The 22543-nt window shown below is 55.5% G+C and carries 19 protein-coding genes; 7 read left to right on the top strand and 12 right to left on the bottom strand.

Going from position 1 to position 22543, the window contains the following annotated elements; genetic code table 11:
• Positions 1 to 259: 259 nt before the first annotated feature.
• Both CIK74_RS19195 and CIK74_RS19190 read right to left on the bottom strand, forming a co-directional pair.
• Positions 260 to 1456 carry a glycoside hydrolase family 15 protein gene (locus CIK74_RS19195; RefSeq protein ID WP_343251924.1) on the bottom strand — a complete coding sequence of 399 codons (1197 nt, stop codon included), beginning with the start codon at positions 1454 to 1456 and terminating at the stop codon, positions 260 to 262.
• Positions 1440 to 2156, bottom strand: a complete 717-nt coding sequence (locus CIK74_RS19190) for a trehalase-like domain-containing protein (RefSeq protein WP_343251923.1) — start codon at positions 2154 to 2156, stop codon at positions 1440 to 1442. Before CIK74_RS19190 ends, CIK74_RS19195 begins: the two co-directional genes overlap by 17 nt.
• 73 nt (positions 2157 to 2229) lie before the next feature.
• On the opposite strand from CIK74_RS19190, the gene CIK74_RS09420 reads away from it, so the two are divergent.
• Entirely contained in the window at positions 2230 to 3600 is a 1371-nt protein-coding gene (locus tag CIK74_RS09420; RefSeq protein WP_096255874.1) for a glucose-6-phosphate dehydrogenase, read from the top strand.
• A gap of 15 nt (positions 3601 to 3615) precedes the next feature.
• Here CIK74_RS09420 and CIK74_RS09415 read toward each other — a convergent pair whose 3' ends face one another.
• Positions 3616 to 4926 carry an SH3 domain-containing protein gene (locus CIK74_RS09415; RefSeq protein WP_096255872.1) on the bottom strand — a complete coding sequence of 437 codons (1311 nt, stop codon included), beginning with the start codon at positions 4924 to 4926 and terminating at the stop codon, positions 3616 to 3618.
• A gap of 310 nt (positions 4927 to 5236) precedes the next feature.
• On the opposite strand from CIK74_RS09415, the gene CIK74_RS09410 reads away from it, so the two are divergent.
• Positions 5237 to 6475 carry a Fic family protein gene (locus CIK74_RS09410; RefSeq protein ID WP_096255870.1) on the top strand — a complete coding sequence of 413 codons (1239 nt, stop codon included), beginning with the start codon at positions 5237 to 5239 and terminating at the stop codon, positions 6473 to 6475.
• A gap of 55 nt (positions 6476 to 6530) precedes the next feature.
• On the opposite strand, the gene CIK74_RS09405 is transcribed toward CIK74_RS09410, so the two are convergent.
• From CIK74_RS09405 to CIK74_RS09395, 3 genes are all read right to left on the bottom strand, one after another.
• Positions 6531 to 7682 carry an ATP-binding protein gene (locus tag CIK74_RS09405; protein WP_229676964.1) on the bottom strand — a complete coding sequence of 384 codons (1152 nt, stop codon included), beginning with the start codon at positions 7680 to 7682 and terminating at the stop codon, positions 6531 to 6533.
• 256 nt (positions 7683 to 7938) lie between these two features.
• On the bottom strand, positions 7939 to 10026 hold the full coding sequence (locus CIK74_RS09400) for an ABC transporter ATP-binding protein (protein WP_096255868.1): 2088 nt from the start codon (positions 10024 to 10026) through the stop codon (positions 7939 to 7941).
• Positions 10027 to 11760 (bottom strand): ABC transporter ATP-binding protein, encoded by a 1734-nt coding sequence (locus CIK74_RS09395; RefSeq protein ID WP_096255866.1) that lies wholly within the window; start codon positions 11758 to 11760, stop codon positions 10027 to 10029.
• 283 nt (positions 11761 to 12043) lie between these two features.
• On the opposite strand from CIK74_RS09395, the gene bcp reads away from it, so the two are divergent.
• A complete protein-coding gene (gene bcp / locus CIK74_RS09390) occupies positions 12044 to 12520 on the top strand; it encodes a thioredoxin-dependent thiol peroxidase (RefSeq protein ID WP_096255864.1) in 477 nt (158 codons plus the stop codon).
• Positions 12521 to 12588: 68 nt separating this feature from the next.
• Here bcp and CIK74_RS09385 read toward each other — a convergent pair whose 3' ends face one another.
• The 6 genes from CIK74_RS09385 to CIK74_RS09355 form a co-directional block, all read right to left on the bottom strand.
• The gene (locus CIK74_RS09385) at positions 12589 to 13965 is read right to left on the bottom strand and encodes an NAD-dependent succinate-semialdehyde dehydrogenase (protein WP_096255862.1); all 1377 of its coding nucleotides are present in this window, start codon (positions 13963 to 13965) and stop codon (positions 12589 to 12591) included.
• Positions 13966 to 14594: 629 nt separating this feature from the next.
• A complete protein-coding gene (locus CIK74_RS09375) occupies positions 14595 to 14873 on the bottom strand; it encodes a metal-sensitive transcriptional regulator (RefSeq protein ID WP_096255858.1) in 279 nt (92 codons plus the stop codon).
• A 44-nt stretch (positions 14874 to 14917) separates the two neighbouring features.
• On the bottom strand, positions 14918 to 15289 hold the full coding sequence (gene trxA, locus CIK74_RS09370) for a thioredoxin (RefSeq protein WP_096255855.1): 372 nt from the start codon (positions 15287 to 15289) through the stop codon (positions 14918 to 14920).
• A gap of 24 nt (positions 15290 to 15313) precedes the next feature.
• Entirely contained in the window at positions 15314 to 16207 is an 894-nt protein-coding gene (locus tag CIK74_RS09365; protein WP_096255854.1) for a sulfite exporter TauE/SafE family protein, read from the bottom strand.
• 9 nt (positions 16208 to 16216) lie between these two features.
• Entirely contained in the window at positions 16217 to 16822 is a 606-nt protein-coding gene (locus tag CIK74_RS09360; protein ID WP_170947820.1) for a rhodanese-like domain-containing protein, read from the bottom strand.
• Between the two features lie 33 nt (positions 16823 to 16855).
• Entirely contained in the window at positions 16856 to 18253 is a 1398-nt protein-coding gene (locus tag CIK74_RS09355) for an MBL fold metallo-hydrolase (protein ID WP_096255852.1), read from the bottom strand.
• Positions 18254 to 20031: 1778 nt separating this feature from the next.
• Here CIK74_RS09355 and CIK74_RS09350 point away from each other — a divergent pair.
• From CIK74_RS09350 to CIK74_RS09335, 4 genes are all read left to right on the top strand, one after another.
• A complete protein-coding gene (locus CIK74_RS09350) occupies positions 20032 to 20709 on the top strand; it encodes a hypothetical protein (protein ID WP_096255851.1) in 678 nt (225 codons plus the stop codon).
• A 64-nt stretch (positions 20710 to 20773) separates the two neighbouring features.
• Positions 20774 to 21001 (top strand): hypothetical protein, encoded by a 228-nt coding sequence (locus CIK74_RS09345; protein ID WP_096255849.1) that lies wholly within the window; start codon positions 20774 to 20776, stop codon positions 20999 to 21001.
• A gap of 53 nt (positions 21002 to 21054) precedes the next feature.
• The gene (locus tag CIK74_RS09340; RefSeq protein ID WP_096255847.1) at positions 21055 to 21357 is read left to right on the top strand and encodes a hypothetical protein; all 303 of its coding nucleotides are present in this window, start codon (positions 21055 to 21057) and stop codon (positions 21355 to 21357) included.
• 414 nt (positions 21358 to 21771) lie between these two features.
• Entirely contained in the window at positions 21772 to 22326 is a 555-nt protein-coding gene (locus CIK74_RS09335; protein WP_096255846.1) for a type 1 glutamine amidotransferase domain-containing protein, read from the top strand.
• Positions 22327 to 22543: the final 217 nt, after the last annotated feature.

Raw genomic sequence — 22543 nt, 5'->3', positions numbered from 1 at the left:
ACTTTCGGGGACCAGTTCACGGGTCGCAGATGGTGAAAGATGACCAGAAGTACCGCAATGGCGCGCAGCCCTTGAAGTTCTGGGCGGAACCCCATGGAAGATCCATTGGACTGCACCGTGGGGTCTGCTGAATTATTGGTTTTATTCGCAGACTTCTGCGCACGGGCAAGTACATTCACTTGGCTAACGTTAGTGGATGACCGGCTGTTTTCCCGTGATTGCTCAAGCGGTTACGCCCGACAAGGCACAAAGAAAATGGCTATCTTCCGGTTTCGGGCAGACGTCCTTCCACCGCATCCACCGCGCGCACAAAGCCGAGATGGCTGAAGGCCTGAGGGAAATTCCCGGCCAAGCGTCCCCCGGCAGAATCGTATTCTTCCGCAAAAAGTCCCAGATCTGTCGCGAAGTGGGAGAGGCGGTCCAACAATTTTTTGGCCTCTGCGAGCCGGTCCGAGCGGGCGTATTGTTCTACCAGCCAGAAGGAACACATCAAGAACGAGTATTCGCCGCCGGGCAGCCCGTCTTTGCCGGCTTGGGTCCGATACCGCAGCAGCAGTCCGGCATCATCTAATAGCTCCTTTTCAATACGTTTCACGGTGCCCAGCATGCGTGGATCTTGTGGGTCGATGAGACCGGTATTGGGCAGTTGCAGCAAGGAGGCATCAACTTCGGTGTTCGAATAAGCCTGTGTAAAAGAATTCAGTTCCAAGTTATAACCCTGCTGGAAAATCTCTTCACGCAATTGCTCGCGCAGCTTTCTCCAGGACTCTATCGGTCCGCTCAGCCCATGCTTTTCTATTGCCTTGATCCCTTGGTCAAAGGCCGCAAACATCATGGCCCGCCCGTGGGTGAAATAATCGGATTCGCCCCGCATTTCCCAGATTCCATGGCCCTTGCGTTCCATATTCCGTTCGAGGAATGTGAGCATGTTCTGCTGCAGGGCCCAAGAATAGTCATCTTCGTCGTGTCCGGCGTCCCGCAGTTTTGCCAGCGCCAGCATCACCTCTCCGACCACATCGGCTTGGTACTGCCCGTAGGCGCCGTTGCCAATACGCACAGGTTTTGACTCTGCATACCCGGCCAGGTGGTCCAGCTCAAATTCGGTCAGTACCCGTTCCCCGGCAATGCCGTACATGATCTGTAAGTCATCGGGATCTCCGGCGACCGCGCGCAGCAGCCAGTCCCGCCAATGCAAGGCACCTTCGGTGAAGTCGTGAGTCACCAGGGTATTAATGGTCAACGAGGCATCACGCAGCCAGGTGTACCGGTAATCCCAGTTGCGCTGCCCGCCGAACTCCTCGGGCAACGAGGTGGTCGGGGCGGCGACGAGGCCACCGGTCTCATGGTCCGTCAGAGCCCTGAGCACCATTAATGAACGCAGTGACATCTCGTCATACCGGTCACGAACCTGCACCTTGGAGGACCATTGATGCCAGTAGTTAATGGTCCTTTCCAAGGCTTCTTCTGGATCCAGCGGTGTCGGAGCCGGAAGATGGGACCGGAACCAGCTTAATGCCCAGGTCTGGGACTCTCCGGCAGTCAGCGTGAATTCTCCGGTGAGGTTGCCGGAGGCTGCACCGCTGTAGTCGTCGGGCCGGTTGGGGCCAGGATGTTCGGCCGAGGAACTCTGATTCTTCATTCTCGGGCACGTCTGGGTGAAGTTGTGGCCCGGTCAGCAGCAGTGCGTCGGGTCCGGCGACGGAGAGTAGCCCGGTGGTTGTCCCGTCGCCGAGGGTAATCTTGCGGGTCCATGGCTTGGACCGGTTGTAATCGAATCGGATACGCAGGTCATGCGCGATGTTCACCTGGCCTTCGAGAACACTGACCTTGCGCAGCACATCTGCCTGTTGTGAGCGCGGCGGAAGGAAGTCCAGTACTTGCGCGGTTCCGGTTTTGGTGCGCCAAATAGTTTCCAGCACAAAGGTCCGCGGCAGGTAGCGGCGGGACACTACCTGTCCGCCCGGCGCCCAGAGCCGCCACCTGCCGTCGTCTTCGGTGCCAATTAGCGCTGCAAAGACCGAAGGCGAATCAAACCGCGGGAAACATAGCCAATCAATGCTTCCGTCACGAGACACCAGCGGGCCGGTGCGTAAATCGGAGAGCAGCGCATAGTCTTCAAGCGGTGTGGAACGTGTACCTGGTTCGGAGCTTTCCATAGGTTCATTCAAACAGCATGCGCGGTTCAATAAAAGGGTACAGATCCGCCACGTCAAGGAGTAGGGTGCGCATATGGACAGCATCAAGAACCTTGTCATTCTCGGCGCGACCGGAGATCTCACCTCAAGACTGCTTTTACCCGGCCTGGCTACTTTGCTGACAGCCCAGCCCGAACGTCAAGTCACCGTCATCGGTGCGGACAGACAAGCCGATGAAGCATGGGAACAAACGGTAGCTGCCGCGTTCGGCACGGTTCAGGCCAGCGGCCCGGCGGTAGATTACGCGCTGAAAACATCATCCTTCACGGTGTGTGATGCGACCAGCGCAACCGACCTGCAGAAGCTACTCGATGAGCTGGCTTCCCCGGTGTGCCTGTACTTTGCGTTGCCACCCCAAGTGACCATGAAGTCCCTGGAAGTACTCAACGAGCTGAACCTGCCCGAAGATCTCGTCCTGGCCCTTGAAAAGCCCATAGGCCATGACCTGGAATCCGCACGGGAACTGAATCGTTTAGTCGGCCAGCTGGTGCCCGAATCCCAGACCTTCAGGGTGGATCATTTCCTGAATATGCCCTCGGTGCATTCCTTTACCGGGCTGCGCTTCGCCAATCGAATGTTAGAGCCCCTGCTGAACCGTGAGCATGTTGAATCCATTGAAATCAACTACGACGAAACTCTGGGGTTAGAGGGGCGTGCCGGATTTTATGATTCCAGCGGTGCGCTGCGCGACATGATTCAATCCCACCTGCTTCAGGTGATGGCCCTGGTGATGATGGAACCGCCCTCCCGCATCGATGCGGTGGAGCTTCCCGCGTTGACCGCGCACGTGCTGCGCTCAACCCGGTTGTGGGATGAGGATCCGGCACGCTGTGTAGTGCGCGGAAGGTACACAGCCGGAGAAATTAATGGCAAGAAGTACCCTGACTACATTTCGGAACCGGGAGTGGACCCGGAAAAGAATACCGAGACCTTCGCGCAGGTGACGCTGGAAGTGGACAGCTGGCGGTGGACCGGTGTCCCGGTAACCCTGCGTTCTGGCAAGGCGATCGGTGAACCGTGCAAGGAGCTGGTGATTCATTTCCGCCGGCCAGCCCACGAATACCCGCAGTTCCCTCATGACGGCCGAGTTCCTGGGGACCGACTGCGACTGTTGTTGAAGTCCGGGCAACTTGAGTTTGAGCTCAATGTTGGTGGGCCGTTTGATGCGCGAGGAATGAACCGGGTGACGGCTCAAACCGATACCGCGGATCCGATCCTCTCCTCCTACGGAAACGTATTGCGCGGCATTCTCGATGCCGATGCGACGTTCAGCGTACGCGGAGATGCGTCCGAGGAATGCTGGCGGCTCATCGAAGAAATTCAGCGTGGTTTTGACGACGGCTCGGTGCCTTTGCAGGATTACGCGGCAGGCAGTGAAGGCCCAAGGCTTCCTACGGAATCCTGAGTTTATTGCTACCGGCTATTTGCCGGTGTACTCAAAGTGCCACGCTTCGGCATAGGGGTTGAGGGTGCCGTTGGAGCGGAATTCTTCAAGGTTCTTGCGGTGCACCCAGTTGTACTTTTTCGAATGGGCTTTCAGCCATTTGTAGTACTTGCCCTTGAACGAATAGTTGTACGACTCGGGAACGTCGATAGCTAGGCCCCAGCCATGATTCGAGGTACCAGGTTTCGCCGCGATGTACGGGCCTAACTCGTTGAAGTAGTACTTTTGCGTATCCAACGTCCGATAGGCAAGGTCGATGTCGAGGTTCTTTCCGAACTTCTTCTTAAATGCGGAGTTCAGCCGGGTCAGGTCCTTGACCGCGGGTGCCGCAATCAGAGTCTTCTCCCGGTCCCAGGGAATCGAGACCAGCATCGATGCGCGGAGCTTGCCGTTAGGTTGGTTGAGCGCCTGCTTGCGTGTGTAGCCCTTGCTGTTTTTGGTTGCCGCGGTGTTCTTGCGGGTGAGCGCCGAGGCCTTCATCCAGCCGTCCATGCCCTGGGTGCGCACGTAGTACCAACCACCGACTTGGCCTCCAGCTTTCTCCCATTTCACGTCGCGGTACACCACGGAGTTTTTCGGAATGTCGCCGATACGAAGTCGTTTGCCCGCCGCGGCATACAGGTCCGCACCGTTGGCCTTGGTGAAGTACCGATCATTAAGTCCGGCACGATTGGTGGTGTAACTTCCAGTATCTACCTGGCATCCTTTGCTGCAGGTGAGTACGTACTTATTTGAAATCCAGCCGGTTTTCTTCTGATACGTCACTTTGTACCAGCCATTGGATGCTTGCGCGGTGGCCTTTGCTGCCGCATGTTTTGGAACGCTGCGCACTACCGCGTGAGAGGTGCTTGCCCCCTTGCGCATATTCACCGTGGATTTTGTAGCCACCCACAGATTGACCTTCTTGGTCTTGTTATTTTTAGGCGACGGAGATTTGGGGGTCGAATGCTTGGCAACGACTTTGACGTACTTGTTGGATATCCAGCCAGCCTTCTTTTGATACGTCACTTTGTACCAGCCGTTGGAGGCAACCGCCGAAACCGGAACGGTTTTCCCTCGGGGGACGGTTTTCAGCACCTTATGCTTGGTGCTTGAACCGGAGCGCATGTTCAGGTTTGCGGTGGTTTTGACCTTGGCAACATTGGTCTTTGCAATCGGCACCGCAACGCTGATATTAGCGTTGGGTGCGACGGCGTTAGCCGGTACCGTATTGCCAGAGATCAGCAATGTCGTCACCGCAACAGCGGTAAGGGTCTTGGACAAGAAGTACCGATATTTCGACGACATTTTGCTCCATCTTGGCGCGGGCTAGCAGTAGCTCGTTATGGTCCTAATTCTAGGATCTGACAAGAGCTTTTAGCGTATGGAACCGAATTGTTTCACAACGAAGGAAGATTCAGTTCTAGGCAGTCACCGCGCAATCCTCAGTGTGCCTGATCATCCATCTTGCGATACCACTTGTCCAGCGCCGTTCAGGCAACGAAATAAGAGCCTCATGACCGTCGCTGGATCGACACGGTCGGGTTCAACAACACCAGCATGAGCCACCCGGAAGTGATAGTAACGAGATTCCTTACTATCACTTTGGAGGAACGTCATGGCTGATTCCCAAAACGCATCTACTGTGTTCCCCTTCCCTCCGGTGGAGTACAAAAACCTTTTCTGGAAACCCACAAATCCGCGTATCTTCTCCAATGCCGAAGTCCGGCGGCAAACGGGCTCCTACTCCTCTGCGTTGCCCGCGCTCATAGCCAATTGGTATCCCCAGCCAGATTCCTTGGTGATCACCGGGCTTGAAGAAGCCATACATGCCCTCCAGGATTTTGATGTCTACTCACTGCTGCGACTTGGCAATAAAAACCCTGAGCTCGGACCCATGTCCAGCGTTTTGCTCCGAACCGAGAGCTCCTCCAGTAGCCAAATCGAGCAGCTCACTATGACAGCGCGTCAACTCGCGCTGGCGGAAATCGATGAAGGCGATAAAGCCAACGCTCAAACAGTTGTTGGCAATGTCCACGCGATGGAATCTGCGCTCGCACTTGCCCAGCAGATCAGTCTGAATAGCATCCTGGCTATGCATCGGAATTTGATGAATCAACAGATTGGTGTGGAAGACGAAGCGGGTAAATTCAGGGAAGGACTCGTCTGGATCGGAGGAACAGATAATGCCGGACCCCGCGGAGCCAGCTTTGTTACACCGAGCCATGAACTGATTAGAGACGCACTCGAAGACCTAGTTGTATTCATTTCACGCACCGACTTGCCGGCCATCGTCCAAGCAGCAATAGCGCACGCTCAGTTTGAAACGATCCATCCATTCGTGGACGGTAACGGGCGTACAGGCCGGGCCCTAGTCCATTCGATACTGCGTTACCGACGAATTTCTCAGTACACCACGGCACCGATCTCCGCGGGAATCCTGCGGGATACCGCTGGCTATTTTGAAGCGCTGGAAGCATTCCGTACCGGAGATGCGGCCCCGATCATCCGCACCTTCATCAATGCCTCAATCTTTGCGGCTAGCACCGGTAAGGATCTGATCGATTCACTGGCTACACAGCTCGATGACTCCGCTGTAAAGCTAGTTGGCCTGCGCTCAAGCGCCGCCGCGTGGAAGATCCTGCCACGCTTGATCGCCCAACCTGTAGTTAATGCCCGATATCTTAAAGAGCAGCTCGGATTGGGCGACGCTGCAATCCATCGTGCGCTCAGTGTACTGACCGAACGCGGTGTGCTGGTCGAGAAGTCCGGACGAAGCAGGAACCGGATTTGGCAGCACGACGGGGTGCTGAAAGTACTAGATGAATATGCGAAATCTCTTCGGCGGACGGCTTGAACTGTGTAAGTCATAGCGGAGGCGCCGGGAGATTCACGTCAGGCAAGCTAATTTGTCAGTCCGCTGAAGTTACACCACCTAATGGATCGTGAACCACGGCCTTATACCCTGGCTGTTCGCGTAGAAACTCTCGCAACGTTGGAACGGCGAAACTAACCTGCCCATGTCCGGCCACCTCGATAATGCCGGCCGCCAACAATCTCAGTCGGTATTGCCCACCATAAACCTGGGTAACGCCCAAACGTTGCGCAATTTCACTGGTCTTCGACGGTCCTTCGTCCTCCGCCATTGCCAGCAGGTAGGACTGGTCGATGACTGAAAGTGATCGATATGCCGATTCGACCACCGTGGCTCCCATTCGACGTCGCGCTTTGGCAAGCCCTGCAGTCAATGCCTTCTGCGTCACCTCGTGGCCGTCACGTACCGCTTGGCTCCATACATGGTAACCAACGAGTTGGATTAAAAATGGATAACCGCCAGTAGCTTCGGCAAGTTGTTGAATGCGCTCTTCAGTAGCAACGACGCCACTTTCACTAAATGTCTGCCGAAAGGCACTGGCAACTTCTTCGATAGATGCCGAATGCAAGTCGTATTTCTCAGCGCGACGCAGGAAAGTAGAAACGCCTTCATTCAAAAGATCTTCTACGGCTTTGGGCAATCCGGCGAAGGCGAGTCCAATCGGTAGATCCTCACGAATCATGTGTTGAACTACGGCAGCAATCTCAGCAAGGTTGTCGCGATCAATTGCATGAATCTCATCTACAGTAATCAAAAGCCCAGTACCATGGCTGTTAAGTTCCTGAAGCAGCTCCGTAAGCGTTCTGCGCCAATGCATTTCACGTTTTTCTGGCGCGCTTGATTCAAGGGAAAATGGACCTACAGTGAACCCAGTGATCCGCCTTCCAGCTGGTCCTTCAATGAATTCCTCTTTTGCTGCTTGAACCGCGGCTCCGATTCTTTGCACCAACCCTTTTGTAGCGGTCTCCGAGATTACCATCCACCCGTGCTCAATCGCCTCGTCTTCGATTTCACCGAGCATGACGGTTTTGCCGATTCCCCGCGGGCCGCTATATATGGAAAGCAGTCCTGGTGCGCCAGCACCATTGCTTATACTTTCGGCAAAGTCCTCGCGAAGTTCAGCCCGCCCGACGAGCATCGGAGGTCTAGCGCCTGCCGTCGGTTTGAATGGATTTTTGGCGGTAACCACGAGCACTCCTTTGAAGTCTTTAATTTTTTTAAAGTTTTTAAAGTTTCTAATAACCTACCATTTTGAACTTCAAATAAGTAGTGATCTCCGCTTGATTCCTTGGGCTCTGAACACAATCTTGGCCCCTGGGTTCAGCTTTCCCCAGCTACTCAGAGCCAACAAGTAAAAATTCCTGATGATCATCCAGAAAACAGTCATGCCGCGACAACTGGGAATAGCTCCCATCCGTCGCGGCATGACTCGTGTCTTGCTGGTACTACTCGGTTTCAGTGACCGTATCAGGGGTCTTTGCGCCAGGAACCGGGGTGCCAGCGGCTACCGGAACTGCCGAGGTGTCGGGATTTGCATCCACATCCTCGGCCGGCCCGGCAAACTGCGACTGGTACAGGTTGTAGTAGGCGCCCTGGGTAGTGAGCAGTTCCTCATGATTGCCCTGCTCCACGATTTTGCCTGACTCCATCACCAAAATGGTGTCGGCATCACGAATCGTGGACAGGCGGTGCGCAATGACGAAACTGGTCCGGTCGCTGCGTAGTGCCGCCATGGCGTGCTGCACCAAAACTTCGGTACGCGTATCCACCGAGCTGGTCGCCTCATCCAAGATCAACAGGGAGGGGTTGGCCACGAACGCGCGGGCAATGGTGATCAACTGCTTTTCACCGGCCGATACGTTGGTGCCTTCCTCATCGATGATGGTGTCGTAACCGTCTGGAAGTGCCCGCACGAAGCGGTCAACGAAGGTCGCCTTCGCGGCCTCGTACACTTCCTCGTCCGTGGCGTCCAGGCGGCCGTAGCGGATGTTTTCCATAATGGTGCCTCCGAAGAGCCACGCATCCTGCAGCACCATACCGACCTTCGAGCGCAGGTCTGCACGTGACAGGTCGGTGATATTCGCGTTGTCCAACATGATGCGCCCCGAGTTCAACTCGTAAAAACGCATCACCAGGTTCACCAGCGTAGTTTTACCCGCGCCGGTAGGACCGACAATGGCCACTGTGTGCCCCGGATCTGCATCAAATGACAGGTCCTCAATCAGTGGCTGCTCCGGGTTATAGGAGAAGCTCACGTTCTCGAAGGAAACGTGCCCGTCGGTGCGTGCCGGAAGTTGCTGTTTCGCCTCTTCAGGTTCTTGTTCCTCGGCGTCTAACAGTTCGAAGGTACGCTCTGCCGAGGCAACACCGGACTGCAGCATATTTGCTACACCGGCAATCTGCCCCAGCGGCTGGGTGAACTCACGTGAGTACTGGATGAATGCGGTGGCATCACCCAGGCTCATCGAGCCGGAGGCCACACGCAGGCCGCCAACGACTGCGATACCCACATAGGACAGGTATGACACGAAGTTCATCACCGGCATGATCATGCCCGATACGAACTGTGCACCGAAGCTTGCCTTGTAGAGTTCCTCGTTGCGTTCGGTGAAACGTTCCACCATGTCGTCTTCGCGGCCGAAGACCTTCATGAGCTCGTGACCTGAGAAGGACTCTTCAATCTGCCCGTTGAGCGCACCGGTATTCTTCCACTGCGCGGTGAATAGCTTCTGCGCCTTAGAACCAATGAAGCCTGCACCCACTGCGGAGAGCGGCAAAGCGACCAAAGCGATCAGCGCCAACTGCCAAGAGACCACAAACATCATGATCACGATGCCGATCACCGTCATAATCGACTGAACCAGCTGGCTCAACGCCTGCTGCAAAGCATTCTGGATGTTGTCCACGTCGTTAGTCACACGGGAGAGGATGTCTCCACGCTGACGGGTGTCGAAGTAGTTCAGCGGAAGGCGGTTAATCTTATCTTCCACATCCTTACGCAGGTTGTAGACGACTCGCATAACGAGTTTGTTCAGTAACCAGCCCGAAACCCAGGAGAAAATCGATGCCACGAAGTACATGGCCAGCACCAACAGGATGTACCGCGAGAGCTGAGCAAAATCGATACCCTGTCCAGGGACAAAATCAACCCGAGAAAGCATGTCAGCCTGGGTAGTTTCACCGGCATCACGCATTCCCTGAACAATCTGGTCCGCGGTCGTGCCAGGTGGCACCTGCATGTTCTTACCGATCATGCCGGCAAAGATGACGTCCATGGCACGGCCAAGAATTCGCGGCGCAATTACCGACAGCACCACATACACGGTGATGAGAGCGAAGACAACGCTCATCCCTACCTTGTAGGGTCCCATCAGACCGATCAGTCGTTTAGCCGAAGGCCAGAAATGCGCAGCTTTACGGACCGGAGTTTCCTCCCAGCCGCCGGAAGCGGCGGCCACTTCAAACTCGTCTACCTCTGCGAGGGTGGTATCAACTTGGGCTTGCTTGTCGCTGCCTTTTTTCTTCGCTGCCATTTAGGCCACCTCCTCGGCACTGAGCTGGGATGAAACAATTTCTTGATAGGTTTCCGAGGTCTCCAGAAGTTCTTCGTGAGTACCCCGGGCAACAATCACCCCGTGCTCCAACACCAAAATCTGGTCTGCACCGGTAATTGTTGAGACGCGCTGGGCCACGATAATGACCGCCGCGTCCTTGGTTGGTTCATCGAGCGCCGCACGCAACTTGGCATCCGTGCTCACATCCAAGGCGGAGAAAGAATCATCAAACAGGTACGTGTTTGGCTTGGCTGCCAAGGCGCGAGCAATACATAGTCGTTGACGCTGTCCGCCTGAAACGTTGGTACCGCCCTGGGCGATCTTTGATTCCAACTCATTCTCACGCTCGGAGACAAAGTCATCAGCCTGCGCGATGCGCAGCGCCTCCCAGAGTTCTTCTTCTGTGGCATCTTTTGCACCGAAGCGCAGGTTACTGGCCACGGTTCCAGAGAACAGGTACGGACGTTGTGGAACCGCAGAAATATTCTGCGCCAGCTGATCTCGACCGAGATCACGTACCGGGACCCCACCAATAAGGACTTCTCCCTCGGTAGCGTCGTAGAGACGTGGGATCAGATTGAGCAATGTGGTCTTGCCGGCACCGGTCGAACCGATGATTGCGGTGGTTTGTCCCGGCTGGGCTACGAAAGAAACATCCGAGAGTACCGGTGCGTCAGCCCCCGGGTAACCGAAGCTGACATTGCGGAATTCCACGGTGCCTGGGGTGGGCAAAGGGATTGCCACGTTTTCGGCATCCTGCATGCTTGGATCGCTACCCAGCACCTCACCAATACGGTCCGCCGAAACCATAGCGCGCGGAACCATCATGGCCATAAAGGTTCCCATCATGACCGCCATGAGGATCTGGAGCATGTACTGCAGGAAAGCAGTCAGCGCGCCGACCTCAACGACTCCGCTATCAACACGGTGTCCACCAAACCACAGCACGGCCGCAGTGGAAAGGTGCAGGATCATGGAAATGGCAGGGAACATCAGCACGAACAGGTTGCCAACTTTAACGCCGAGCGTAGTGAGCTCCTGGTTGGCGTCCGCGTAGCGTTCGGTCTCGTGCTTTTCGCGGACAAAGGCGCGGACCACTCGGATGCCGGTGATCTGCTCACGCAGCACACCGTTGATCCCGTCAATACGTCCTTGCATGTCACGGAAGAGAGGCATCAACTTGATCACAAGGATGCCGACCACGATAAGTACTAGGGGTACCGATACCCAGACGAGCCAGGACAGTCCTGGATCTTCACGGATCGCCATGATCACGCCACCGATTGACATGATCGGTGCGGTAATCATGAAGTTCAGTGCCATAAGCGTAAGCATCTGAACTTGTTGCACGTCGTTGGTGCCACGAGTAATCAGTGTGGCAGCACCAAATTTATTCACGTCTTGAGCGGAGAAGGTAGATACCTTCACAAAGACCGACTGACGAATGTCGCGGCCTATGCTCATCGAGGTTTTGGCACCAAAGTAGACGGCGCCGATGGCCGTGATGATCTGGATGAAGGCCACGATCAGCATAATGCCGCCGGTACGCCAGATGTAGCCGATGTCCGCATGGACCACACCGGTGTCGATGATTTTTGCGTTTAGGCTTGGTAGGTACAGCGTGGCGATGGTGGTGGCCAGCTGCAAGATGACTACGGCGGTTATCCAACCGGCGTAGGGTTTGCTGTGTCTGAGGATGATCTTCAGAAGCATGTGATTGTTGTCCTCACTCCATCAGCTCCAGGATCATCCTGCATCTTCGGATTAAGAGCAGGGAGATTCGAGAGCGAATGTCAGTCTAACCCTTACCTCCGACATTGAATATCATCCTTGCGATTGATTTTTACCAATCATTAAATTTTCCCTAACTTACGGTGAATTTTTGCCTCTGTGGCGCTCCTCGCGAGCCAAATCTGCCACATGAATCTCACCCTAGCCATGGTCATTCAAAAACCATACAATGGAAAGAAATTACCGCTATACGAAAGTAGGAATAATGACTGACAGCAGCACGCCACTCACCGTGGGACAATCAGCTCCAGATTTTACCTTGCGAGATGCACAGTCCAACCCGGTGTCGCTATCCGACTACTCGGGCAAAAACGTCATCGTGTATTTCTACCCGAAAGCAGCAACTCCAGGATGCACCACCGAAGCCTGCGACTTCCGAGACAATCTGAACTCGCTGCAAAGCGCTGGGTACTCGGTGCTGGGCATCTCACCGGATGATCCGGCAGAAATTTCGCAGTTCGCTGCCGATGAATCGCTGAACTTCCCATTATTATCTGATCCAGACAACCAGGTTGCCAAGGCCTACGGCTCCTTCGGCGAGAAGAGCTTTGGAGAAAAGACTTTTGTCGGCACACTGCGCTCCACCGTGGTGGTTTCTCCGGAACAAAAGATTGCGCACGCCGAATACTCTGTGGACGCTAGCGGCCACGTGTCACGGTTGCGCGCAGAACTAGGCGTTTAAGTTGCATTGGCCCTGCTTCACTCGAAAAGATTCAAGTGAAGCAGGGCCAAAGATGCCTATCCGTAAGACTAGCGGCCGGCGACCTTCACCAGTTTGTGGTTGATGAATTCATCCATGCCGTACTTGCCAAGTTCACGTCCGATACCCGAACGTTTCACGCCACCAAAAGGCAGCTCCGGGAACGAGGCCGAGGGCTCGTTAATGGCCACCATGCCCGCCTGCAAACGTACGGAAACCCGCTCGGCGCGCTTCAGATCCTTCGTGTGGATCGAAGCTCCCAAGCCATAATCGGTGTTGTTAGCCAACGCGACCGCCTCTTCTTCGCCTTCGACCTTGTAAAGCACGGCAACTGGCCCAAAAAGCTCTTCGGAGAATGCCCGCATCTGCTCGGTCACTCCGGCAAGTACTGTTGGCTCGTAGTAAGCACCGTTCCCGTCAATCGACTTGCCACCTGTTAGAACGGTTGCACCCTTATCGATGGCGTCCTGTACCTGAGCGGCCAATCCATCACGAGCCGCAGCCGAGGAAAGCGGGCCTAGGAAGTTTTCGCCCTGCGTTGGGTCTCCAACCTTGATTCCAGCGACTTGCTCGGTAAATGCCTGAGAGAATTCCTCGTATACCGAGGCGTCAACGATGAAGCGCTTAGCGGCATTACATGCCTGACCGGTGTTACCAAAGCGTGCGCGCATACCCAGCTTGGCGCTTCTAGCTACATCAGCGTCATCAAAGACCACGAATGGATCCGAGCCACCAAGCTCTAGTACAACCTTCTTCAGATTGCGTCCGGCAATCTCGGCTACCGCGGCGCCGGCGCGCTCGGAACCGGTCAGCGAAACACCCTGCACGCGGCGGTCGGCAATAATATCTGCAACCTGCTCGTTGGTGGCGAAGATATTTACGTAGGCGCCTACTGGAGCACCAGCCTCACGGAAGATTTCCTCGATTGCTAATGCTGATTCGGGGCACTGCGGGGCGTGCTTGAGCAGTACGGTGTTGCCGTTCATGAGGTTAGGACCGGCAAAACGGGCTACCTGGTAGTACGGGAAGTTCCATGGCATGATGCCCAATATGGCACCCACCGCTTCCTTGCGCACCAAGGCCTTGCCACCCGAGGCGATCTCTAGCTCTTCGTCTGCCAAGAACTTTGGACCGTTCTTCGCGTAGTAGCGGTAGATTGCCACGACGATTCCGATTTCGCCCTGCGCCTGCTTAACCGGCTTACCCATTTCACGGGTAATGATTGCAGCTAGCTCTTCGGCGCGGGCCTCGTAAATGTCAGCAACACGCTCAAGCAGGGCCACACGCTCATCGAGGGCGGATACCGACCAGCTGCTGTAAGCCTTATGGGCCGAGGAGATGGCGGATTGGATCTGCGCATCGGTGGCGGTTGGGTAGGTAGCTTCCACTACACCGGTGGCAGGGTTGGTAACGGCGTACATGCTCATGTTGCTCCTTGGAGATTCATTGCTTGGCTGTGCTTAGTCCAGTCTGCCAGCTACCCCCACCGTCAGGTAAGGGTATAGCGTACGGAGTCGCGAAATCCGCTCGTTCTTCACGTCTGGCTTAACTTCTGTGCTTGCCTCCGGACGCAGGTTGACGCCTAGATAATCAAGTAGGTGGTATCTAGCTCCCACCTCTCTCAGCGATCAGTAATGTCTGGCCCGATGACTTCGAATCAACAGTCATGGCGCATGAACCGTATGCGCATTCACGGGTGTTTGATTACAAGATTTGAGCGGCCGCCCGACCGCTTCCCGCTAGGTCCAGCTGGTTGTGAGCGAGGACAACGGTCGATCGATCTAGGCGCCGACGGGAACACGTCTTAGATCCACAGTTTTCATCCACCTTTGGCCGCGTCAATTCTGGAGAAAGCTTTTATCGTCCAAAGAGCCTGCTGAAAAACCCCTTGTTCGGCTCGGTCTGGTGGCCTTGGCAGCGGTCTTTGGCGGGAACCCCGCGCATGACTGAGTCAGCGTGCTGACCACAACCAGCCCAAGTCGTTTTACCGCATGTTTTGCATGAAACTTGTCGGCACATATAGATGTCTCCTTTTGTGAGGGTTGAACACTTGAATCTAGGAAAGTGACAGGAAGAGCTTTTCCAGCTCGTCAATAGTCAGCCCGTCTTCGGTCTCGGCGGTTTTTTCTGGATCGGTCAGGCAATATTGCATGGCCGAAGAGACGATGACGAATCCGGCGCGGTCCAATGCAGTGGACACCGCTGAGAGCTGGGTGACTACTTCCCGGCATTTCCCGTCGTTCTCTACCGAGTTGATCACCGCATCAAGCTGGCCGCGGGCTCGCTTGAGGCGGTTCAGGATTCGTTTACGGGTGGCTTCATCTGCGTTGCGCATGATGTTCTCCTCTTAGTTCAAGGTCTGGGGACGTGCCCCAGTGGTTAGGACTGGGTTTTTCCCGCCGCAGTCTTTTCGGCGTGGACAGAGGCCATGTCCAAGTTCTTCAGTGAGGTAATTAATTCTTCCAGCCCGCGTGAATCTAAGGCCCCTGGCTGAGAGTAAACCAGCACGCCGTCTTTGAACGCCATGAGGGTTGGAATGGAAGTGATGCGGGCTGCGGCAGCTAGACTCTGCTGCGTTTCGGTATTGACCTTTCCGAAGGTCACCTCCTCGTGTAAGCGGGCAGCAGTGTCGAAGACGGGTGCGAAGTTACGGCAGGGACCGCACCAAGATGCCCAAAAATCGACCAGCAGCATGGGAGATGACTTGACGAGTTCACCAAAGTTTGTCTCTGTTAATTCTAACGGCTTCATTGATACTCCTTGATTTGAGATGGATTAGTCAGCGGGTTTGGTCAGCCGAGTCGGTGATTCAGGCTTGCTCCACGGACAGGCCGCGGCCAACGCGGGTACTTTGCCACACAGCACCACGATGCCTGCTACCAAAACGACGACGAGGGCCAAGATGATCCCTCCCGGATGTGGCAGCTCTTGAGACAGAACAAAGATGCCCATAGCCAAGACGAAATAGCCGAAACCGCGGCGTAGCTTCTGTTCTGGAATTTTTGAAGTCAGCCGTGCACCGAACAGGGACCCAATGACCGCGGCGGCGGTGATGGCCAGAGTCAGTAGCCAGTTGACCGCAGTGAAATTCAGATGCCCAATCAGCCCGGAAGCAGAGTTCAGCGAGATCACTAGTAAGGAGGTACCCACCGCGTGCTTCATCTGCACTCCTGCCAGCAGTACCAGGGCCGGAACAATGAGGAAACCGCCACCGGCTCCCACCAGACCAGTGACCAGACCAACTACTAAACCGACCGGCAGGTATAGCCACAGCGACCGCCCCTTAGCCTCGGTTCCGGAGCCCTTCGCCCGTCCGCGGATCATATTCCTGGCGCTGGCCAGCATTACGATGGCGAAGGCCACCATCAGCACCGCTCCGGGAATGGCTGAACTAGCCAGTCCGCCGAGGAACGCACCGCTCATGCTTGCCGCGGCAAAGACCAGGCCAGGGACCCAGCGGACGTTTCTCGCCCTTGCATGCGCCAGCAGGCTCGCCAGCGAGGTCACACCCACCACGAACAGCGAGGTGGTGATGGACTCCTTGGCATCCATGCCAGCGACATAGCTGAGCAGTGGAACCATCAGGATCGACCCCCCGCCACCCAGCAGACCCAGGGTCAGGCCGACGACGACCGAAAGTACCAAGATCAGAATCACTAATGGTTCCATTGCAGACTCCTACTTGCCCTTAGGGTTCAGCAGCTGACCGGCATTGGGGATCTGGGCCAGAGGGTTGGTCTTGCCCTCGGTGCTGACCTTGTTCCACGGCATCTTGGAGAGCATACTGGCCATGGCGCAGGAGTTGCTGGCCGCGGAGTAGGCCAGGCCCGCTCCGATGGCCGCCGACAGGTACCCGGCCTTGGGGCTGATCAGCTTGGAGCCGATGAAGCCCAGAAGCACCAGCGAGCCTGCGGTCATACGGACCTGGCGGTCCATGGCCCAGCGCTGGGTGCCGCGCACTACCTCGCCGCCGGACTTTTCGTAGGCGGCGATGCCGCCTTCCAGCACGCTGCCGGTTTCGAGCTGCATGTCGACCAGCTTCTGCTGCGCCTGAGAAGCGCGGGTGCCGGATTGGCAGACCAGCACGATCTGCTTGCCCAGCTTTCGGGTCACGTCGTGTGCGTGTTCCGCCACCAGGTCCAGAGGCAGGTTGAAGGAGCCGGGGATGTGGACGGATTCGAACTCCGCGGGGGTGCGCACATCAAGGACGGCTACGGCCGAACCATCGGTGGCCAGCAGGTTCTCCAGGGTCGCGGCGTCCATGACATCGATGGGGGTGCTCATGCTTAGGTGTGTTTCCTTCTTGGTGGGTGTGTGTTAAGCGTTAGTCTTGGCCATTGCGGTGGACCAGCCGGCGTAGCTTCCGGTCAGCTCGACCACGTCATACCCGGCGTCGCGCAGGGCGCTGGCGACGATCGAGTTGCGCATCCCACTTTGACAGTAGGTCACGATCTTTCCGTCTGTAGGCAGTTTGTCCAGATTCCATAGCACGCGTCCGCCGGAGAGGTGCTTGGCTTCAGGGATGGCGCCTGCGGCGAATTCTCTGCGGTTGCGGACATCTAGCAGCAAGTCATAGTCGAAGTTCGCCAGCTCAGCCGGGTCCACGCTAGGCGGGGTAAAAGCCGGCAAACCCTCGATGCTGGTGGCATAGCCGGAGACCGCGTCGATACCCACTCGCATCAGATGATTACGCATTTCCCGTGCGGCAGTTTCATCTGTTGCGAACAGAATGAGCTGCCGCTTGTCAGCCTCTGGGTCAAAGGCCCACGCGCCGAAGCTTGCCATCTTAGCGAGTGCCGGGATCGCTAGCGCACCGGCCACGGTGCCAGCAGTAACTGTTTCATGTCCGCGGGTGTCAATGAAGACCGCGTCGTTCAAGGCGGTCTGCTCGATGATCTGCTCCGCGGTGAACTCCACCAACTCAGGTAGGTCGCCGAGCACCGTGGCACCGTCGCGGTTCTGGCGCTTCATGCGGGCGAAGTAGGCGTGAGCATCGGGCTGGCCGTCGAGCAACTCGGCGATAAACCCATCCCTGTCATCTTTCTCCAAATATGTGGCCCACCAAGCGAATTTCCGCTCGTAGCCGACGGTGGTGGATGGGACCGCGCCTAGTGCCTTGCCGCAGGCGCTGCCCGAGCCGTGACCTGGGTAAACCTGGATGTGGTCCGGCAACGCCAGAAAAGTGTTCTTCAGCGAGGCGAATAGATCTTGAGCTCCGGTGAAGCGTGTGTCCACGCCATCAGCTGCCTCATCCAGCAGGTCCGGGCGGCCTAGGTCGCCGGCGAAGATAAAGTCGCCGGAGAGCATGTAGCCGGGTTGATCGCTGAACGCGCCATCGGTGACCAAGAACGAAAGGTGCTCCGGAGTATGGCCTGGGGTGTGGCGCGCGGTCACGGTGATGTTGCCCAGCTTGATAATATCCCTGTCCATCAGCCGCGTGGCCTCGAAACCGTACTGCCAATCGGCTCCGCCCTCGCCCGAGACATAGATGGTGGCGCCGGTAGCGGTGGCCAACTCGCGGGTTCCGGAGAGATAGTCGGCGTGGATGTGAGTTTCAGTGGCAGCCACGATGCGCATTCCGTGCTTGGAGGCCAGCGCAAGGTACACGGAGATATCGCGGCGGGCATCGACGACGATGGCCTCACCCTTGGCTTGGCATCCAATGAAGTAACTGGCCTGTGCCAGGTCTTCGTCGTAAAAGCGTTCCAGAAGCATACTGCATCCTTTCGTAGGGGGGATGCACTCACCATACCTATACCCCCTCGGGTATGTCAAAATAGGGGTGGGGGTATAATGGAAGGTGTTGAAATTTCACACCCGCACTCTTCCCAATTTTCGACGGCACCCGCCATGCTGTTGACAGCCCGTTAGCTCCGAGGAACATAGGAGCTGCCGGCGCGCCAATCTCGGCATGGTCTCTTGTCCCGCTCTTCTAATGATCCGAATCTTCTATATCTGCCGAACCGTTAAACTCTGTGATTCGGAAGCAGCATAGACTGCGATGAGTGGGCGATACAGCCGTCTACCCAAATTCCCACGCCGGGGTCCTGCATGGATAATCCAGAACGTCGCCCCGAGTCTCGTATCCCATGGGTTACAAGACGTCTCTTGAGGTAGATGCTCGACAAGCTGAGCCCGAAATATATTACTTCGGAGTTATTTCAACCATGCGTTCATGAGAAAATCGGCAATATTTCCAAGGCGTTACGGTCTTAGGTGAGTAAATAGTTGTTGCGCAGACGGCCACTTGCTGCAATAAGGCTTGTTGAAAGGGCCAGTATTGAGTCTCCCGCTGGGATCAGTTTAAAGCCCCCTCCGGGACCTGCAGACATGCCTCCACCAGGGCCACTGGAAAGGCATCCCTGTGGTCCTGGGTATTGCCCGCTACCCGGGCCTGTGTAGTTATCGCGTGGCTAAGTAGTCATATACAGAAGTTACCTGAGAATGCCGACAGACAGGGGCCTATACTTCGCGGCATGGCAATACCGATTGCCGAACGCTCGGACGACGACGCTGGGTCTCAATTCATGACTTCTTAGACAAAATGAAGCTGTTCTTCTACGCAAGACAGTACTTAATAACCGTTTTCAACCACCGCGGCGTTCTAAATCATCGTCGAACTCTCTAGCTCTCTTCGCAACATTGGGCAGGCCCCCAGACCGTTGAGCTCTTGGAGTGATATCTGAACGGCCCGGTTGCTAGCGATGCGACTCAACTCGCCCTTGCCTTAGCTTTCGGAACTGTGGCCGCTATGCTGAGGCCCTGAATGTCGCGCTACGAACATTCGCGCCCGTTCTCCCGCTATAGGGACGATCTATAACCGCCTACACCGATAATCTCTTGCAGAGATGATTTCTCTTCTCAAATCCCAGTAAAGGTTTCGTTTGCGAACGGGCCGATAAGTACTTTGCCGATTAACTGAATATCCTCGGCGTATCCCAGCGGATCTGCAGACTAGAACTATTCTGCTTATTTTTAATTGCCGTTCATGGCGCCAGGCTTCGCGGTGTTTGCGTCTCCCACCAAGGGAGCTCGGGTTCCCAGAGCTCAAATATTCCGGGTCTCAAGTAGCAAGGAGGGGCCCTCTTGAGCTGGCAGCAAAGCGATGTTGGCAGCAAAGCGAAATGCGAGCCCCTCCTACAAAAGGATGATTTACACCCTTACTTACGGTGGGTAGTGTTCATCTTAAGATCTTTATTCATTTTGCTGGTTAACAAAACAACTAGTCAAGTGACATATCGAAAATTTCATACATGCCCACTGTGAGCGCAACTTATCTCGCTATCCACTGCAGTTGACCCGACGCGTCACTCATTGCTTGAGCATCAACCGACACCAACACCAGACTTACTGATCTTTGTTTTTCCGGTTATGTCGGTACCGCCCGTATGAAGCACACGCGGCAATGAACGCCATCCCGAAAAGGAGTGCTAACAAAAACTCGATTCCCATTGCTCTCTCATTCATTGAATACAAATTCTAGGAGAAAAATAATGAAACCCCATTACAAGGTCACTGCAATTCTTGCAGTCTCATCGGTATTTCTTAGTGCCACCGTAGCAAACGCTGCTGAGAATTCAGTGGAGATCCACGACCTTCTCACCTCCGCTCCAGGACATAGTCGCGTCCTAACCTCGACGAGCGCCGCAACGACCGATGGCACAATCATATTGCCCAGTGAGGAGGCAGGAGTGATCGAGTTGAAGCATTCTGACGGCACCTGGCTCACAGTGGGCTTGCCTCAGAACGCGGGGCTGAGCAGCCCGGCAGATAAGTTGAGCCAGAGCTCAGGATCTGCAGTCATCGCTGAGCCCATGAAAGCAGCCACTAGTGCTCAAGATTCAAGCACCGGTAAGTCAGCACTGTCGGCCCGTGCAGTAGTCGCTGTTCCCGATGCCAAGGCCGACCGATCGTACAACTTCGATCTAAACTTCTCGGATGGAATCGTTCCTCAACTACGCAAAGACGGAAGTGTGCAGTTCGTCCTCGATCCCAAACTCGGTAACTCACACCCTGGGGTGGAGGCAGAAGCGAGCTTCGGCGAAATCAAAACCCCTTGGGCCATCGACGCCAACGGCAAAGCCGTTCCCACCAAGTTCACTCTCAAAGGCAATACCCTCACCCAAACCATCAACCCCATCAAAGACACCACCTACCCCCGTAATCCTTGACCCCGAAGCCGAATGGAAAGGATTCTATGGCCGCCTGACCTACAGTCGCGCCGAAACCGCAAATATGCGTGATCAAGGCGTCGTCATCGCAGGTCTCCTAGGGGGAAGCGCGGGCATCGCCGCCATGTTCGGACCAGGCGCGCCCATCGTCGGAGCAGCCCTGGCCGCCGCCTCCGCCGCTGCAGTGGGAATCATCGCTACCACCGCCTCCAACGCCCACTCTGATGGCCGATGCCTCCAAGTCGACATCCCACCACTCGTCAACCCAACCATCGTCAACTGCCGCTCTTAAACCCCGTATCTAGCGTTGACCACGTTAGGAACCACCGATCAAGGGAGGATGTCATGTCTGAGCAAGATGCCAACAAGCAACCCGGGAATTTTGACAATGCTGACAGTTTTGACAATGCTGACACTCAAGAAACGAAGCAGTCCGGCGGCCGAGAGGCCTCCAACGGTTCAGAAAACACTGGCAGGCCTACAGACATCCAACAGTCTTATGGCGCAGAGGGATCAAGCAACCAAAAAGTCTCTTCAAATAGCGCAGACGAATTGGAAACTTCGGAGGGTGCTACCGACGTTCAGCAGTCATACGACGGTGGCGATAAAACCAGTGACCACGCGAGCCAAGAGACCAACGACTCCTAGAAGCTGGGAGAGATACTTTCCGTTGGGCACACCAAACCTTTAATAGTAGTTGCCCTCCGCTTCGAAGAAGGTGCGAAGTGTTCAGGAGTTGATCGATCGGGTTAGCGACTCGTTGTATGGGGCGCAGCCAAGGTCAACCGATGGCGATGCTCCGCAAAATGATCCGTCGTCTTAGACGTTTTTCTATCGTTTAGCAGGTTCCTCTCACAAGACCCCCACCAACGATCGTTTACGGAGATCTTAAAATCTCCGAGGAGGAGTAACTCTTCACCTACGGTTTTCTATCTTTCGGTTTGTCCCGATACGGACTGCCGAAACGCTGCGCAGGATCAGCTGAATATTTCCTGATTACATCTTGCTGGGTTGTACCTGGAGTGCCAAGCTAGCCCTTGAACCCAATGAAAGGAACACCTCATGTCAGAGTTAACAGGTAAGAAAGTCCTCGTCGTGGTTTCCAACCGCGGAGTAGAGCAGGATGAGTTGAAGGATCCTGTCGAGAAATTAGAACGGGCTGGAGTCAAGGTCACCATCGCCGCTCCAGAAACAGGTCAGGTACAGACCCTCGTCGGCGACTGGGACTTAGGCGAGGTCTTCGAGGTGGACGAAACATTATCTGAGGTCCGCGAAAGCGAATTCGATCTATTGCTCATTCCCGGAGGCACACTGAACGCCGACAATCTCCGACTGGATGCAGAGGCGCAAAGGATCGTAAAGTCATTTGCAATGTCTGGACGTCCGGTGGCATCGATATGCCACGGTCCGTGGCTACTGGTTGAAACAGGACTAGCGAAAAATAAGACCCTCACTTCTTACAAGTCCATTAAGACTGACATCATCAATGCTGGCGGCACCTGGAAAGACGAACAGGTTTTTCGTTGCCCGGCAGAGAACTTTGCCTTAATCACTTCACGCAACCCGGGCGATCTGGCAGCTTTCAACGATGCAATCATCGAAGAGCTGAGTCACTAACTGGCTGTAACAAGTCGGAGGAGTTATTTTCGGCATACACGTCGCGACATGATACTGCGGCCTGGTGGTCGACCCTTTTAAGCATCCAGAAACTGTGGGCAAGATAGATGGAAGATTACTATTCTTCAGAAGATGCTTGGATTGTCGCTCAAATATCAAGGGGAACCTGAATTCGCATATTCTGCGAATAGTCTTTTTGATGGGAAAGCCTGTTATC

Origin of the sequence: Glutamicibacter sp. BW77 (genome assembly GCF_002332285.1) — a bacterium.
In the GTDB taxonomy this organism is placed as follows: Bacteria; Actinomycetota; Actinomycetes; order Actinomycetales; family Micrococcaceae; genus Glutamicibacter; species Glutamicibacter bergerei.
This window is presented reverse-complemented; position numbering and strand designations above follow the sequence as displayed.

What these genes read in the sequence shown, in the direction of transcription:
- CIK74_RS09415 (WP_096255872.1), bottom strand. Translation starts at nt 4,926, where the DNA reads ATGTCGTCGAAATATCGGTACTTCTTGTCCAAGACCCTTACCGCTGTT.
- CIK74_RS09385 (WP_096255862.1), bottom strand. Translation starts at nt 13,965, where the DNA reads ATGAGCATGTACGCCGTTACCAACCCTGCCACCGGTGTAGTGGAAGCT.
- CIK74_RS09410 (WP_096255870.1), top strand. Translation starts at nt 5,237, where the DNA reads ATGGCTGATTCCCAAAACGCATCTACTGTGTTCCCCTTCCCTCCGGTG.
- CIK74_RS09420 (WP_096255874.1), top strand. Translation starts at nt 2,230, where the DNA reads ATGGACAGCATCAAGAACCTTGTCATTCTCGGCGCGACCGGAGATCTC.
- CIK74_RS09335 (WP_096255846.1), top strand. Translation starts at nt 21,772, where the DNA reads ATGTCAGAGTTAACAGGTAAGAAAGTCCTCGTCGTGGTTTCCAACCGC.
- CIK74_RS09400 (WP_096255868.1), bottom strand. Translation starts at nt 10,026, where the DNA reads ATGGCAGCGAAGAAAAAAGGCAGCGACAAGCAAGCCCAAGTTGATACC.
- CIK74_RS09365 (WP_096255854.1), bottom strand. Translation starts at nt 16,207, where the DNA reads ATGGAACCATTAGTGATTCTGATCTTGGTACTTTCGGTCGTCGTCGGC.
- CIK74_RS09350 (WP_096255851.1), top strand. Translation starts at nt 20,032, where the DNA reads ATGAAACCCCATTACAAGGTCACTGCAATTCTTGCAGTCTCATCGGTA.
- CIK74_RS09395 (WP_096255866.1), bottom strand. Translation starts at nt 11,760, where the DNA reads ATGCTTCTGAAGATCATCCTCAGACACAGCAAACCCTACGCCGGTTGG.
- trxA (WP_096255855.1), bottom strand. Translation starts at nt 15,289, where the DNA reads ATGAAGCCGTTAGAATTAACAGAGACAAACTTTGGTGAACTCGTCAAG.
- CIK74_RS09340 (WP_096255847.1), top strand. Translation starts at nt 21,055, where the DNA reads ATGTCTGAGCAAGATGCCAACAAGCAACCCGGGAATTTTGACAATGCT.
- CIK74_RS09360 (WP_170947820.1), bottom strand. Translation starts at nt 16,822, where the DNA reads ATGAGCACCCCCATCGATGTCATGGACGCCGCGACCCTGGAGAACCTG.
- CIK74_RS09345 (WP_096255849.1), top strand. Translation starts at nt 20,774, where the DNA reads ATGCGTGATCAAGGCGTCGTCATCGCAGGTCTCCTAGGGGGAAGCGCG.
- CIK74_RS09375 (WP_096255858.1), bottom strand. Translation starts at nt 14,873, where the DNA reads ATGCGCAACGCAGATGAAGCCACCCGTAAACGAATCCTGAACCGCCTC.
- CIK74_RS09355 (WP_096255852.1), bottom strand. Translation starts at nt 18,253, where the DNA reads ATGCTTCTGGAACGCTTTTACGACGAAGACCTGGCACAGGCCAGTTAC.
- bcp (WP_096255864.1), top strand. Translation starts at nt 12,044, where the DNA reads ATGACTGACAGCAGCACGCCACTCACCGTGGGACAATCAGCTCCAGAT.
- CIK74_RS19190 (WP_343251923.1), bottom strand. Translation starts at nt 2,156, where the DNA reads ATGGAAAGCTCCGAACCAGGTACACGTTCCACACCGCTTGAAGACTAT.